Raw genomic sequence first — 13569 nt, 5'->3', positions numbered from 1 at the left:
TGCAACTTTGCAGTTTGCGATAGCCTAGCTTTGCAAACTCCCTGCGGCAAGGTGCGGTGAAAAGGTTAACGTTATGCTAATCCGAGCGCTTTTTCACGGCGGATCACCGATGCGATGGAGATCACCCCAGCAATGGCGGTCAGCAGCATGAGCCAAAGCAGTGGATAGGCGCCGGTTTCAGGGGTGAGCAGGGCACCTGCCAACACCGCAAGGCCAGAGCCGCCGCCGATCATGATCGCGCCGCCAAGGCCGGAGGCCGTACCTGCCAGATGCGGGCGCACAGACAGCATGCCCGCCGCAGCATTGGGGATGCACAGCCCGTTGCCAAGGCCCACAAGGGTCATCAGGCCAAAGAAGGTTTCGGCCGTGCCATACCCGCTGAGAAAGATCAGCAAGGACACTGCGCCGCCCAGGGCATTGGCAATACAACCCCAGAGCACCATGGCGTTGACGCCGAATTTGACTGCATAAAGACCGGTGAGGAAATTGCCCGCGAAATAGCCGATCGCGGGGGCGCCAAAGTAGATGCCAAGCCAGAACGGGTTGAGGCCAAAGACCGTGCTGCCCACAAAAGGCGCGCCGCCAAGATAGGCGTAGAACGCGCCAGAACAAAATCCGGAAGCCATCGCATAACCCCAGAACCGCCGCGCTTTGAGCAGTTCGGGATATTCGCGGAACTGTCCGAGCAAGGTCTTGCCGGAGTGGCGGGCGGTTTCGCCCATGTCGGCCCAGACAATCAGCAGGATTATCCCGCCGAGAACCGCCATCAGCCAAAACGTGACGGTCCAGTCAAAGACCTGTTCAATCGCACCTCCGATGGCGGGGCTGATCATCGGTACGAGGGCGACCCCCATGGTGACATAGCCCATCATGGAGGCGGATTGATCCTGTGAATACAGATCGCGGATCACGGCCCGGCTGAGGACCATTGCCGTGGCAATGATGGCTTGGCCTATGCGAAAGATCAGGAAAACGGTGGCGTTGGGGGCGTAGATACAGCCCAATGTCGCCCCGATGAAGAGGACAAGCCCGCCCATCATCACCTTGCGGCGGCCCAGATTGTCGGAGATCGGGCCGATGAAGAGTTGCAGGATGCCGCTGCAAAACAGAAAGAGCGGGACCGAAAGCTGCATCACCGCGTAATCCGTGCCAAAATGTTCTGCCATTTGGGGAAGGCTGGGCAGGAAGATGTTCATCACCATCGCAGACAGGCCCGCAAGCAGGATCAACGTAGAGATATGCGGTGGGGTGGTCCGATCCAGAAACCGGATAACGGGAGGGGCATTCATGCAAATGCAAGTATTCCGATGTCGGGACAATGTCCAGAGAGGGCGGGATCATTTGCAATTTTGCAATTAGCTAGTGAAGCTGTGGAAATACTTTGCAAATATTCACAAATCCACTTTGGTTGCCGTCCCCGCTTGGATAAGATGCGCCAAACTTATGCAGGGGTTCATCATGAAAGATATTCTGGAACAGCTTGAAGAGCGCCGCGAAACCGCGCGCCTTGGCGGGGGTCAAAAACGCATTGATGCGCAACACGGGCGCGGCAAACTGACAGCGCGGGAACGGGTTGAATTGTTGCTCGACGAGGGCAGCTTTGAAGAGTTTGACATGTTTGTCACTCATCGCTGCACCGATTTTGGCATGGAGAAACAAAAGCCTGCGGGCGATGGCGTGGTAACCGGCTGGGGCACGATCAATGGCCGTCTGGTCTATGTGTTCAGTCAGGATTTCACGGTCTTTGGTGGATCACTGTCCGAAACCCACGCGCAGAAGATCTGCAAAATTCAGGATATGGCGATCCAGAACGGCGCACCCGTGATTGGCATCAACGATTCTGGCGGGGCGCGTATTCAGGAAGGCGTGGCCTCGCTGGCCGGATATGCCGAAGTGTTTCAGCGCAATATCGAAGCCTCCGGCGTGATCCCGCAGATCAGCGTGATCATGGGGCCATGTGCGGGCGGTGCGGTATACTCCCCCGCGATGACCGACTTCATCTTTATGGTCAAAGACACCTCCTACATGTTCGTGACCGGCCCTGACGTGGTCAAGACCGTGACCAACGAGGTGGTGACCGCCGAAGAACTGGGCGGGGCGACAACCCACACCCGTAAATCCTCGGTCGCGGATGCGGCGTTTGAAAACGATGTGGAAGCCTTGGCAGAGGTGCGGCGCTTGGTCGATTTCCTGCCGGCCAATAACACCCAGATGCCGCCCGTGCGCCCGTTCTTTGATGAGCCGGACCGGATTGAGGCCTCCCTTGATACCCTGGTTCCGGCCAATCCGAACACGCCCTACGACATGAAAGAGCTGATTCATAAGCTGGCCGATGAGGGCGATTTTTACGAGATCCAGGAAGATTTTGCCAAGAACATCATCACCGGTTTCGTTCGTCTTGAGGGGCGCACCGTGGGTGTGGTTGCGAACCAGCCGATGGTTCTGGCGGGCTGTCTGGACATTGACAGCTCTCGCAAGGCGGCGCGGTTTGTGCGCTTCTGCGATGCCTTTGAAATCCCGCTGCTGACGCTGGTGGATGTGCCCGGCTTTCTGCCCGGCACCAGCCAGGAATATGGCGGCGTGATCAAGCACGGTGCCAAGCTGCTGTTTGCCTATGGCGAGGCAACCGTGCCGATGGTGACGGTGATCACCCGCAAAGCCTATGGCGGGGCTTATGACGTGATGGCGTCCAAGCATCTGCGGTCCGATTTCAACTATGCCTGGCCCACGGCCGAGGTGGCCGTGATGGGGGCCAAGGGCGCGACGGAAATTATTCATCGTCAGGATCTGGGCGATGCGGAAAAGATTGCGCAGCACACCAAGGATTATGAAGACCGGTTCGCCAATCCCTTTGTCGCCGCAGAGCGCGGGTTCATCGACGAGGTGATCCAGCCGCGCACCACGCGCAAACGGATCGCGCGGGCCTTTGCATCCTTGCGGAACAAGAAGGTCAACCGGCCTTGGAAAAAGCACGACAACATTCCGCTATGACCCAAAGCGCTGGCCCTGACATCCTGTTCTTTCCGCCGCTGCTATCTGTGGTGGTGCCTGCCGCTGCGATTGCAGCGGAATGGGCGGTTCCGCTTGGCCTTTTGCCAAACGCGGGCACCGGGTGGAGCATTGTGGCAGGGCTGGTGATGATGCTGGGCGCAGGGGCGTTGGCGGCGGGTGGCACGCGGGCGTTTCGGCAAGCTGGCACCCATGTCGATCCACGGCAGTCGGCGCTGCATCTTGTGCAGGACGGGCCGTACCGGTTTACCCGGAACCCGATGTATCTGGGGATGGTGATCCTGCAACTTGGCCTTGGTTTGGTGTTCTCGCTGGATTGGGCCGTGTTGGGGGCGGTGATCCTTTGGGCTTGCCTGCATTGGGGGGTGGTGCTGCGCGAGGAAACCTATCTGAGCCAGAAATTTGGCGCGCCTTACGATGAATACCTGACCCAAACGCGGAGATGGCTATGACCCTTTTCAAAAACCAAGCCTTCACCATCGCCCATGCGGATGATGGAAAGTTCGAAGGTGCCGGGTTGCGACCGTTTTTTGAATATCGTGATCTGGGCATCAAGGATGCGACCAAAGGCGGCTACGGCGCCCATGTGATCCGCGCCGTGCCGGGGATGGAAAGCCCCGGTGCATGGCATTCTCATGAGCTGGATTTCCAGATGGTCTATGTCACCCAAGGCTGGGTGGTGTTCGAATACGAGGGGCAGGGGGAGCATCTGCTACGGGCCGGGTCTTGTGTGTTACAGCCGCCGGGGATCAAGCACCGCGAGGTGCGGCATTCGGATGATATGGAGCTGATCGAGATCATCTCGCCCGCCGATTTCGCCACACAGGAGGAAGAGGCGCCATGATCCGTCTGGCCTTTGCGCTTTTGCTGGCGGCGACGCCGGTCTGGTCCTTCGACGTTCCATCGGGACAGCCTGTAGACCTTCAGGAGGTGCTGATTGACGATCTGGGCGATGAGGTCTGGCTGCGGTTCAGGTTCGTTGCGCCGAAGATCTCCCGCGATGACGCGATGGCGGAGGCCAACGCGCAGGACATGTTGCATCTGTGTGAGGTAACTGCGTTGTCGTATATCTCGGATTTTGAACTGTCCGGCGATGTGATCGTGGTCTCGCTGGCCGACCGGCCCACCGAATTTGGCGTGGCCGATCCTGATGCAACACAGTTTTTCGAAGCGTTTCGCGCAGAAAATGGCTCCTGTATTTGGGAGGGTTTCTGATGCAACCACAACATGTAGGGGGCGGTTTGCCACAGACACGAATGAATGAGGCTTTGGCGTCACAAGTCCGCCGATTGACGGCGGAACCGTATCAATCGGAAAGCGTTTTGCTTATTCTGCGGCCAAGGAATACCCATGTATCCCTTACCTCAGAACCGGGGCGTGCGAGGCATCTAGCAGTGCAGCGCCTCATCAACAATGACAGGAGACATAGATGTCAAAGAGCATCAAACTGTTGGCAACGCTCGGCTTTGTTGCCGTTGTTGCCGCATGCACAAGCGGCCAGACCGAAGAAGAATTCGTGGTTGTCGACCCAGAGCCCATCTCGGTTGAGCCCACATACACAGGCAAATACAAGTAAGTCTGTTGCAAGGCAGGCGATCCCGCCTGCCTTGATCCCCACCACCCTTTGTCAGGAGGGTGTGTGATGCCTGCCTATATGTTGAAACATCGCGGGTTTCCGGGCCGTTTGCCCGGCACTGACTTTCAATTCACCATTCGACGCCCCAATCCCAAGGGCGTCACGCCGATCACCCGGCGCGAGCGTCGCCCGGATCGCCGCCCGCCGGACCGCCGTGCCGATGCTGCCTTTATGAAGGCATTGTGGGAAGCCTTTGGCGATCAGCCGTTTGAGCGCGGCAATCTGGACGCGGGGCGTCTGTCGTGGCTGTTTGGCCGCGAGGTCTTGCCTGCGACCGATCCTTTTGATCCGGCAGATTACGAGGCGCTCTTGGTCATCGACGAGGCCATCGCCCGCGCGGCCTTTCCAGAAGCGTTTGAAGGGTAATCGGCATGTTTGCGCCACTCCTCCCCGCATTTGCGCGATCCTCAGCCGATTTCTCGGCGCGGGGCGTTATGGGCTTGGCCCTTGGGGCGGATTTGGACAGGGTCGGACCTGCAGGCGGCGCGCTCAAAGAACATGCGCCGTTTGCACATCAAGACCAAACCCCTTCCCCTTATGGGCAGCGCAGCGTCCCCCCGATTGTGCTGCCCGTTTTTTCCCGCAGGCGGCGCGGTCTGGATGGTCAGGCACAGGATCGGCCCGGCAGCGCGGAACCAAAGGGCGCCTGCCGCGTTGTTCCTGCATATAAAAGCAGTGAAGGAACAGGCAGATGTCCATCAAACATATCATTCTCAGCCTTGCGGCCTGCGGCGGTTTGGCCGCTTGCGGTGACACGCTTGGCGAACAGGCACTTGGCGGCGCGGCCATTGGCGCGGGCGCTGCGGCGATCACCAGTGGCAGCCTTGCCCAAGGCGCGGCCATCGGGGCTGCGGGCAACATCGCCTATTGCCAACTCAACCCGGGCAAGTGCAACTGATCACCCTCTAATCATTGCCAAAACGGCAGGCCGCAAGACCCGGCACGCTTGTTTGGCACCCGCCTATTTGAACCCTGCGCAGCCTTCGCTGCGACAGGGTTTTTGTGTTTTCCTCAAGACCCAGAAGGATATCCCATGTTCAAGAAAATCCTGATCGCCAATCGGGGCGAGATTGCCTGCCGCGTTATCAAGACCGCCCGTAAGATGGGCATCACCACTGTCGCGATTTATTCGGACGCGGATGCGCAGGCGCTGCATGTGCAGATGGCGGATGAGGCCGTGCATATCGGCCCGCCCCCGGCAAACCAGTCCTATATCGTCATCGACAAGGTGATGGAGGCGGTCAAATCGTCCGGGGCCGAGGCCGTGCATCCCGGCTATGGCTTCCTGTCCGAGAACAGCAAGTTCGCCGAGGCGCTGTCGGACGCTGGTGTGGCCTTTGTCGGCCCGCCCGTGGGGGCGATCGAAAAGATGGGGGACAAGATCACCTCCAAGAAAATCGCGCAGGAGGCGGGGGTCTCCACCGTTCCGGGTTACATGGGGCTGATCGAGGATGCGGATGAGGCGGTCAAGATTTCCAATGAAATCGGTTATCCGGTGATGCTCAAGGCCTCTGCCGGGGGCGGCGGCAAGGGCATGCGGATTGCCTGGAATGACGAAGAGGCCCGCGAGGGGTTCCAGTCGTCCAAGAACGAGGCAGCCAATTCCTTTGGCGATGACCGGATCTTTATCGAAAAGTTCGTCACGCAACCGCGCCACATTGAAATTCAGGTGCTCTGCGACAGCCACGGCAATGGTATCTATCTGGGTGAGCGGGAATGTTCGATCCAGCGCCGCAACCAAAAGGTTGTCGAAGAAGCACCTTCGCCTTTCCTCGATGAGGCGACCCGCAAGGCCATGGGCGAACAGGCCGTCGCATTGGCGCTGGCGGTTGATTATGCCTCTGCCGGGACGGTGGAATTCATCGTGGATGGCGACAAGAACTTTTACTTCCTTGAGATGAACACCCGCTTGCAGGTGGAACACCCTGTCACCGAGTTGATCACCGGTGTTGATCTGGTCGAAGAGATGATCCGCGTGGCCAATGGCGAGAAGCTGTCGATCAAACAATCGGATGTGAAGCTGAACGGCTGGGCGATTGAAAACCGTCTTTATGCCGAAGACCCCTATCGGGGGTTTTTGCCCTCCATTGGCCGTTTGACACGCTATCGCCCGCCACAGGAAGTCGCGGCCGGGCCACTTCTGGACAACGGCAAGTGGCAGGATGATGCCCCGTCAGGGGTGATGGCCGTGCGCAATGACACCGGCGTCTACGAGGGTGGCGAAATTTCGATGTACTACGACCCGATGATCGCCAAGCTGTGTACCTGGGCCCCGACCCGCGCCGAGGCGATTGAGCAGATGCGCGTGGCACTGGACAGTTTTGAGGTCGAGGGGATTGGCCACAACCTGCCATTCTTGTCGGCGGTGATGGATCACCCGATCTTTATCAGCGGCGATATGACCACGGCCTTTATCGCCGAAGAATATCCCGATGGGTTCGAAGGGGTTGAATTGCCCGAAAACGAATTGCGCCGGATTGCGGCGGCGACCTCTGCGATGCACCGCGTCGCTGAAATCCGCCGGGCGCGGGTGTCGGGCCGGATGGACAACCACGAACGCAAGGTCGGCACTGATTGGAACGTCGCCATTCAGGGGCAATCATTTGATGTGACCATCGAGGCCGATCAGAACGGCGCGACCGTGAACTTTGCCGATGGCGAAGCGCTGCGCGTGAGCGGCGATTGGACGCCGGGCGATCAACTGGCGACCATGACCGTGGCAGATGCACCGTTGATCCTGAAGGTTGGCAAGATCTCTGGCGGTTTCCGTGTGCGCACCCGGGGCGCGGACCTGCGCGTGCATGTGCGCACCCCCCGTCAGGCCGAACTGGCCCTGATGATGCCGGAAAAGGTCGCGCCGGATACGTCCAAGATGCTGCTCTGCCCGATGCCGGGTCTGGTGGTCAAACTGGAGGCCGCTGTGGGCGACGAGGTGCAGGAAGGTCAGGCGCTTTGCACCATTGAGGCGATGAAAATGGAAAACATTCTGCGGGCCGAGAAAAAGGGTGTGGTGTCCAAGATCAACGCCAGCGCGGGCGACAGCCTTGCGGTGGACGACGTGATCATGGAGTTCGAATGATCCGATGACCGATGCGGTGCTGTCTCTTCCCTGGCTTTTGGCGATTGGCGCAGTGTTCTGCGCCGGTCTGCTGTTGCTGTGGAAAGAGGCCCGCACCGCAGGTCTGATCATCGCGCAGTTCTTTTTGACGATTGGTCTGCCGGTCGTCGTGATCCTCGGCGCTTTGGTTTGGGCGGCTCTGCCCTTCCTGGGCCAGTTGGAGACAGGTATCCAGCAGGCGATGATCGCGGGTCTGGTGATTGCGGTGGGCTGGCTGACCACGGCAATTTTTGCCGAACTGGCCAAATCGCGCGGACGTGCGGAGCGGCTGCGGGATTATCACAAGGCGCTTTATGCAGAGATCGGCAATACGCTGGAATCGCTATGGGTTGTGGGGGAAACGGAGGCCTATGTCGCCGCCTTGACCGAACGTATGGAAAAAGAGGCGGATTATGTGCCGTTTATCCCGCGTGAGCATCACGATCATGTCTATGACGCGGTGATCGCGGAGATTGACGTGCTGCCGCGCCAGACGATTGATGCGATTGTCGCCTACTACAGTCTGATCAAATCGGTTTCGGCTCTTGCCGAGGATATGCGCGGCGAGACGTTCAAGACACTGGACCCACCACGCCGCACTGCAATGTATTCAGACTATGTAGGCATGCGTAAACAGGCGTATTTGTTCGGAAAATATGCCCTACGATTGATCAAGGCCTATTCCGTCGGCGGGGCCAGAGCGGCCCAGCAGATTATCAATAGCCAGGGCGCGGACCTGTCCGCCACGTCACAGGGATCGGTGTGAACGGTATGTTGGGATCTTTGTCCATATCAGACCTTCGCGTTGTTCCTGCCTTTAACATAGGCGCCAGGGCACTGCTGATCAAGGATCACGGCCTTTCGGGGCGCATGGTGTCTTTCTCTTCGCGGATCTCGCGTTGGCGGATGGGCATTTTGTCTATGCTGCGGCTGATTTCCCGCACGTCCCATGGAAATGGCTTGCGCAGTTTGATGCCGCCGTCCTTGCCCACAAGCACCAGCATAAAGCCGCGGGGCCGCATCTTGAGCCGCAGCGCCGAGCGGGCAGCGGGGTCGGTGTCGGTCAAAACGACGACATCCCGTTCGATCAGCGCGTCCGTGCGGGCCTCCAAAAGTTCCATCTGTTCGATAAAGGCAGGATCGTTCTCGCTGTCGGCAAAGACCACAACGGGGCGCTTTTTCCAGTGGAATTCGCTTAAATCGGCCATATCTGCGGTGCGAAACACGGTATCTGCGGCAGGTGGCGCATCGGTGTCCGCACTCAGTGCGGTGGCAAAAAATCCAGCAATAACAAGCGGTATAAGCGGTTTCATAAAGGCTCCTGTTGAAACAGATATAGGCGCTTTTGCAAGATTTGCGATGCAAAATCGGTGTGATTTTCGCATTAAGCACAATGCAATGGCTTTGGGCACATGACGGGGTGTTCCCCTGCGTTCAGGCCGATGGGGGCGGCCTTGCTCAGCACGATTGGCGCCGCTGTTATGGATGTCATACTTCACCTTGGTGCGCATCGCACCGGGACGACCACGTTCCAGCATTATGTGCGGGAGCACGCGGATGATCTGGGCCAACAGGGAACCGGGTTCTGGGGGCCGTGGCGCACCCGTAAGTCGGTGTTTCCGGGGTTGTTTCCTGGCCCTGCCGCTGCAAAAAGGCTCAGCCTTCAGACCCGTGCCCAAGGGCGGGTGCAGCTTCTTGCGGCGCGGGCTGCGGATCTGGGGTTGCGCGATCTGCTGGTCAGTGACGAGAACATGATCGGCACGCCGCGGGCCTGCCTGCGGGCCAGAACTCTATATCCGGCGATCGGTGAACGACTGGCACGGGTTTCAGCGGCCTTTGGCGGCAAGATCAGCCGCGTGGTTCTATGTGTCCGCTCGCCCGACCTATGGTGGTCCTCGGTAGCGGCGATGACCGTGGCCCGAGGACATCCCGTGCCACAGCCACGCACCTTCGAGGTGATCTCGAACCGCCAGCGGGGTTGGCGGGATGTCATCACGGATCTGTCTTGCGCAGTGCCGGATGCGCATATCGAGGTGCTGCCGTTTGAAACCTTTGCAGGCCGGTCCGACAGCGTGCTGGCGGCGGCATTGGACCGCGCGGTGCCCGCCGACCGAAATGCGCTTTGGCTGAACCGGTCACCTGATTTGCCAAAGCTGCGCGGGGTGCTGTTGGCGCAGGGGGCAGACCCGGCGCAATTGCCCGAAGGACAGGGCCGTTGGCACCCATTCACTCCAGAACAAACCGCCCGATTGGCGGATCACTATGCGGACGATCTGCACTGGCTGACTGCCGGTGCTGATGGTCTGGCCCATTTGACAGAGGATAAGATCCGGACAAGCGCAGACAAAAACCTGCCGCCGGATCAGATGACAAGAGGACAAGCTCATGACAGCGGACAAGGACACATCAAAGGAAACATGGCGTAAAGCCGCCGAGGCGGAGCTGCGTGGACGCAGTGTGGACGATCTGACGTGGAACACCCTTGAGGGCATCCCCGTGCAGCCGCTTTACACTGCCGAAGACCTCGAAGGGGTGGATCATCTGGGCTCCATCCCCGGCAGCGCGCCGTTCACCCGCGGGGTGAAGGCCACGATGTACGCGGGCCGTCCTTGGACAATCCGCCAATATGCGGGCTTTTCAACAGCCGAAGAATCCAACGCATTTTACCGGCGCGGTCTGGCGGCGGGGCAGCAGGGGGTTTCGGTGGCCTTTGATCTGGCCACTCACCGGGGCTATGACAGCGACCACCCCCGTGTTGAGGGTGATGTCGGCAAGGCCGGTGTGGCCATCGACAGCGTTGAGGATATGAAAATCCTGTTTGACGGCATCCCGTTGGACAAGGTCAGCGTGTCGATGACGATGAACGGTGCCGTGATCCCGATTTTGGCCAATTTCATCGTTGCGGGCGAAGAGCAGGGCCATGACAAATCGGTGCTGGCCGGGACCATTCAGAACGACATTCTGAAAGAGTTCATGGTGCGCAACACCTATATCTATCCGCCAGAGCCATCGATGCGGATCATTGGCGATATCATCGAATATACCTCGGACCATATGCCGAAGTTCAATTCAATCTCGATCTCGGGTTATCACATGCAGGAGGCCGGCGCGAACCTCGTTCAGGAACTGGCCTTTACCCTTGCGGATGGCCGTGAATATGTGCGCACCGCGATTGCTGCTGGCATGGACGTGGACCGGTTTGCGCCGCGCCTGTCGTTCTTTTTTGCCATTGGCATGAACTTTTTCATGGAAGCGGCCAAACTGCGGGCGGCGCGTTTGTTGTGGCACCGGATCATGTCGGAGTTTGAGCCGAAGAACCCGAAATCCTCGATGCTGCGGACCCATTGCCAGACATCTGGTGTGTCCTTGCAGGAACAGGATCCGTACAACAACGTGGTACGCACCGCTTATGAGGCGATGGCGGCGGCACTGGGCGGCACGCAGTCGCTGCACACCAACGCGCTGGATGAGGCGATTGCCTTGCCGACCGACTTTTCCGCGCGCATTGCCCGCAATACCCAGTTGATTTTGCAAGAAGAAACCGGCGTGACCAATGTGGTCGATCCGCTGGCCGGGTCTTACTATGTTGAAAAGCTGACCCATGATCTGGCCGAGGCGGCCTGGACCTTGATCGAAGAGGTTGAGGAATTGGGCGGCATGACCAAGGCCGTGGCTTCTGGCATGCCGAAACTGCGGATCGAAGAGGCGGCGGCGACACGGCAGGCCAATATTGACCGTGGCACCGAGGTGATCGTCGGGGTCAACAAATACCGCCGCGAAAGCGAAGACCCGATTGATATTCTGGATGTGGACAATGTCGCGGTGCGCGAAAGCCAGATCAAACGTTTGAACAGCATCCGCGCCAGCCGCGACGAGGCCGCATGTACCGTCGCATTGGCGGAACTGACCCGCCGCGCCAAAGAGGGCGGCAACCTGTTGGAAGGGGCGGTCGAAGCGGCACGGGCACGCGCCACTGTGGGAGAGATCAGCATGGCAATGGAAGACGAGTTTGGCCGCCACAGGGCGGAGGTGAAAACCCTCGCCGGGGTATATGGCGCGGCTTATGAGGGGGATGAGGGTTTCGCCAATATCCAGAAATCCGTGGAAGAATTTGCCGAGGCCGAGGGTCGGCGCCCGCGTATGCTGGTGGTGAAGATGGGCCAGGACGGCCATGACCGCGGCGCCAAGGTGATTGCCACGGCCTTTGCCGATATCGGGTTTGACGTGGATGTGGGGCCGCTGTTCCAGACCCCTGCCGAAGCGGCGCAGGATGCGGTTGATAACGATGTGCATGTGATCGGTATCAGTTCGCAGGCCGCGGGCCATAAAACGCTGGCCCCGCAATTGATTGCCGCGCTGAAAGAGGCGGGCGCAGAGGATATATTGGTGATTTGCGGCGGGGTGATCCCGCAGCAGGATTATCAGTTCCTCTACGATGCCGGGGTCAAGGCGATCTTTGGGCCGGGGACCAATATCCCGTCGGCGGCGCAGGATATTCTCAAGCTGATCCGCACGGCGCGGGGGTGACCCAAAGGGCATTTGGCGAATGCCAAATGATGTGATTTGTTGATTGGGGGCGGCTGACTGCCGCCCTGTTGTCCATCTGCCTGGACAGATGGCGCAAGTGGAAAGGTTGGGGGAGGCTGTCTGCCTCCCCCAAACCCCCTCCGTGAGTATTTTGGGCCAAAAAGGGGGGCGTTGCAGTGGGGAGTGGGGCAATGATTGAACTGGATCATGTTGCTGTGGCCGGAGAAACGCTGGCGGCGGCGCAGGCCCATGTTGAGGCGGCGTTGGGTGTGTCCTTGCAGCAGGGCGGTGAGCATGATGTGTTCTTCACCCATAATATGCTGTTGGGCCTCGAAGACGGGCTGTATCTTGAGGCGATTGCTATCAATCCCGACGGGGCCACGCCAATGCGGCCGCGGTGGTTTGATCTGGATCGGTTTTCCGGTGCGGCGCGGCTGAGCAACTGGATTTGCCGCTGTTCGGATCTGGACGCAACATTGGCCGCCTTGCCGGCAGGCTTTGGCGCACCTGTGCAGTTGCAGCGGGGCGATCTGCGGTGGCGCATGGCGGTGCCGGAGAGCGGGATTTTGCCCTATGACAATTGTGCGCCTGCGCTGATCGAATGGGAGGGCGCTGCGCATCCGGCGACGCGGTTGGAGCAAAAAGGTTGCCGGATGACCGGATTGACAGTGCGCCATCCGCAGGCGGCGGAGCTGGCGCAGTTGCTTGCGCCGCATTTGCAGGGTGCATTTGTGGCGTTTGAGACCGGCTCAGCCGGGCTTGAGGCGCGGTTTGACGTTGCGGGTCAGGCACGGGTGCTGCGGTGATTGTCAGGCCCGCGAGTGCAGCGGATGCACAGGGTATCGCGGCGCTGTGGAATGGCATGATCCGGGACACGGTGTTTACCTTCACCACAGTTGAGAAAACGCCAGCGGAGGTGGCCGGGCTGATTGATGCACGGCCTTCCGCCTTTTGGGTGGCCGAGGCGGGTGCACTGGCCGGATTTGTGACATTCGGGGCGTTTCGGGCTGGGCCCGGATATGCCCATACGGTCGAACACACGGTGATTGTGGCGGACGGTTTTGGCGGTCAGGGTATCGGGGCGCGTCTGATGGCGCAGGCGGAAAAGGCGGCGCGGGATCAGGGGGTTCACGTCATGGTGGCCGGGATCAGCGGGGCCAATGAAGCGGCTGTCGCCTTTCACAGGAAGATGGGGTTTGCCCAGACCGGGCACATGCCGGAGGTGGGGCGCAAGCACGGCGTATGGCTTGACCTGATTTTGATGCAGAAAAGCCTCCGAACGTCCTGACTTCCCCCGCGG

Annotated in this window: 15 protein-coding genes; 13 read left to right on the top strand and 2 right to left on the bottom strand. The window is 59.6% G+C overall.

Annotation, left to right across the window (positions count from 1 at the left end; translation table 11 throughout):
• Window positions 1–71: 71 nt before the first annotated feature.
• Window positions 72–1289: a multidrug effflux MFS transporter gene (locus tag JNX03_RS07810; RefSeq protein ID WP_203211820.1), complete on the bottom strand. Its 1218-nt coding sequence runs from the start codon at window positions 1287–1289 to the stop codon at window positions 72–74.
• Window positions 1290–1458: 169 nt separating this feature from the next.
• Here JNX03_RS07810 and JNX03_RS07805 point away from each other — a divergent pair, with 169 nt between their 5' ends.
• From JNX03_RS07805 to JNX03_RS07765, 9 genes are all read left to right on the top strand, one after another.
• Complete coding sequence (locus JNX03_RS07805) at window positions 1459–2991, top strand: acyl-CoA carboxylase subunit beta (protein WP_203211819.1); 1533 nt, start codon at window positions 1459–1461, stop codon at window positions 2989–2991.
• The gene (locus tag JNX03_RS07800; protein ID WP_203211818.1) at window positions 2988–3461 is read left to right on the top strand and encodes a methyltransferase family protein; all 474 of its coding nucleotides are present in this window, start codon (window positions 2988–2990) and stop codon (window positions 3459–3461) included. The genes JNX03_RS07805 and JNX03_RS07800 overlap by 4 nt, the downstream gene beginning before the upstream one ends.
• On the top strand, window positions 3458–3853 hold the full coding sequence (locus JNX03_RS07795; protein WP_203211817.1) for a cupin domain-containing protein: 396 nt from the start codon (window positions 3458–3460) through the stop codon (window positions 3851–3853). Before JNX03_RS07800 ends, JNX03_RS07795 begins: the two co-directional genes overlap by 4 nt.
• Window positions 3850–4224 carry a DUF6497 family protein gene (locus JNX03_RS07790; protein ID WP_203211816.1) on the top strand — a complete coding sequence of 125 codons (375 nt, stop codon included), beginning with the start codon at window positions 3850–3852 and terminating at the stop codon, window positions 4222–4224. Before JNX03_RS07795 ends, JNX03_RS07790 begins: the two co-directional genes overlap by 4 nt.
• Window positions 4225–4438: 214 nt before the next feature.
• Window positions 4439–4585: a hypothetical protein gene (locus tag JNX03_RS07785; protein WP_162933395.1), complete on the top strand. Its 147-nt coding sequence runs from the start codon at window positions 4439–4441 to the stop codon at window positions 4583–4585.
• Between the two features lie 78 nt (window positions 4586–4663).
• Window positions 4664–5011 carry a hypothetical protein gene (locus JNX03_RS07780; RefSeq protein WP_203212179.1) on the top strand — a complete coding sequence of 116 codons (348 nt, stop codon included), beginning with the start codon at window positions 4664–4666 and terminating at the stop codon, window positions 5009–5011.
• A 325-nt stretch (window positions 5012–5336) separates the two neighbouring features.
• Window positions 5337–5543, top strand: coding sequence for a hypothetical protein (locus tag JNX03_RS07775; RefSeq protein ID WP_025047728.1), 207 nt, complete (start codon window positions 5337–5339; stop codon window positions 5541–5543).
• Between the two features lie 135 nt (window positions 5544–5678).
• The gene (locus tag JNX03_RS07770) at window positions 5679–7724 is read left to right on the top strand and encodes an acetyl-CoA carboxylase biotin carboxylase subunit (protein WP_203211815.1); all 2046 of its coding nucleotides are present in this window, start codon (window positions 5679–5681) and stop codon (window positions 7722–7724) included.
• Window positions 7725–7728: 4 nt separating this feature from the next.
• Complete coding sequence (locus tag JNX03_RS07765; protein ID WP_203211814.1) at window positions 7729–8508, top strand: hypothetical protein; 780 nt, start codon at window positions 7729–7731, stop codon at window positions 8506–8508.
• A gap of 85 nt (window positions 8509–8593) precedes the next feature.
• Here the strand turns inward: JNX03_RS07765 and JNX03_RS07760 are convergent, their stop codons facing one another.
• Complete coding sequence (locus JNX03_RS07760) at window positions 8594–9055, bottom strand: DUF4174 domain-containing protein (protein WP_203211813.1); 462 nt, start codon at window positions 9053–9055, stop codon at window positions 8594–8596.
• 168 nt (window positions 9056–9223) lie between these two features.
• On the opposite strand from JNX03_RS07760, the gene JNX03_RS07755 reads away from it, so the two are divergent.
• The 4 genes from JNX03_RS07755 (at window position 9224) to JNX03_RS07740 (ending at window position 13557) form a co-directional block, all read left to right on the top strand.
• Window positions 9224–10168, top strand: coding sequence for a hypothetical protein (locus tag JNX03_RS07755; protein WP_203211812.1), 945 nt, complete (start codon window positions 9224–9226; stop codon window positions 10166–10168).
• Window positions 10128–12269, top strand: coding sequence for a methylmalonyl-CoA mutase (scpA, locus tag JNX03_RS07750; RefSeq protein WP_203211811.1), 2142 nt, complete (start codon window positions 10128–10130; stop codon window positions 12267–12269). The genes JNX03_RS07755 and scpA overlap by 41 nt, the downstream gene beginning before the upstream one ends.
• 191 nt (window positions 12270–12460) lie before the next feature.
• Entirely contained in the window at window positions 12461–13075 is a 615-nt protein-coding gene (locus JNX03_RS07745) for a VOC family protein (RefSeq protein WP_203211810.1), read from the top strand.
• Entirely contained in the window at window positions 13072–13557 is a 486-nt protein-coding gene (locus tag JNX03_RS07740) for a GNAT family N-acetyltransferase (protein ID WP_203211809.1), read from the top strand. The genes JNX03_RS07745 and JNX03_RS07740 overlap by 4 nt, the downstream gene beginning before the upstream one ends.
• Window positions 13558–13569 lie beyond the last annotated feature (12 nt).

Origin of the sequence: Sulfitobacter mediterraneus (assembly GCF_016801775.1) — a bacterium.
In the GTDB taxonomy this organism is placed as follows: domain Bacteria; phylum Pseudomonadota; class Alphaproteobacteria; order Rhodobacterales; family Rhodobacteraceae; genus Sulfitobacter; species Sulfitobacter mediterraneus_A.
Note: the sequence above shows the minus strand (reverse complement) of the source record. Positions and strands in the feature narration are given on the sequence as shown.

What these genes read in the sequence shown, in the direction of transcription:
- JNX03_RS07810 (WP_203211820.1), bottom strand. Translation starts at nt 1,289, where the DNA reads ATGAATGCCCCTCCCGTTATCCGGTTTCTGGATCGGACCACCCCACCG.
- JNX03_RS07805 (WP_203211819.1), top strand. Translation starts at nt 1,459, where the DNA reads ATGAAAGATATTCTGGAACAGCTTGAAGAGCGCCGCGAAACCGCGCGC.
- JNX03_RS07800 (WP_203211818.1), top strand. Translation starts at nt 2,988, where the DNA reads ATGACCCAAAGCGCTGGCCCTGACATCCTGTTCTTTCCGCCGCTGCTA.
- JNX03_RS07795 (WP_203211817.1), top strand. Translation starts at nt 3,458, where the DNA reads ATGACCCTTTTCAAAAACCAAGCCTTCACCATCGCCCATGCGGATGAT.
- JNX03_RS07790 (WP_203211816.1), top strand. Translation starts at nt 3,850, where the DNA reads ATGATCCGTCTGGCCTTTGCGCTTTTGCTGGCGGCGACGCCGGTCTGG.
- JNX03_RS07785 (WP_162933395.1), top strand. Translation starts at nt 4,439, where the DNA reads ATGTCAAAGAGCATCAAACTGTTGGCAACGCTCGGCTTTGTTGCCGTT.
- JNX03_RS07780 (WP_203212179.1), top strand. Translation starts at nt 4,664, where the DNA reads ATGTTGAAACATCGCGGGTTTCCGGGCCGTTTGCCCGGCACTGACTTT.
- JNX03_RS07775 (WP_025047728.1), top strand. Translation starts at nt 5,337, where the DNA reads ATGTCCATCAAACATATCATTCTCAGCCTTGCGGCCTGCGGCGGTTTG.
- JNX03_RS07770 (WP_203211815.1), top strand. Translation starts at nt 5,679, where the DNA reads ATGTTCAAGAAAATCCTGATCGCCAATCGGGGCGAGATTGCCTGCCGC.
- JNX03_RS07765 (WP_203211814.1), top strand. Translation starts at nt 7,729, where the DNA reads ATGACCGATGCGGTGCTGTCTCTTCCCTGGCTTTTGGCGATTGGCGCA.
- JNX03_RS07760 (WP_203211813.1), bottom strand. Translation starts at nt 9,055, where the DNA reads ATGAAACCGCTTATACCGCTTGTTATTGCTGGATTTTTTGCCACCGCA.
- JNX03_RS07755 (WP_203211812.1), top strand. Translation starts at nt 9,224, where the DNA reads ATGGATGTCATACTTCACCTTGGTGCGCATCGCACCGGGACGACCACG.
- scpA (WP_203211811.1), top strand. Translation starts at nt 10,128, where the DNA reads ATGACAGCGGACAAGGACACATCAAAGGAAACATGGCGTAAAGCCGCC.
- JNX03_RS07745 (WP_203211810.1), top strand. Translation starts at nt 12,461, where the DNA reads ATGATTGAACTGGATCATGTTGCTGTGGCCGGAGAAACGCTGGCGGCG.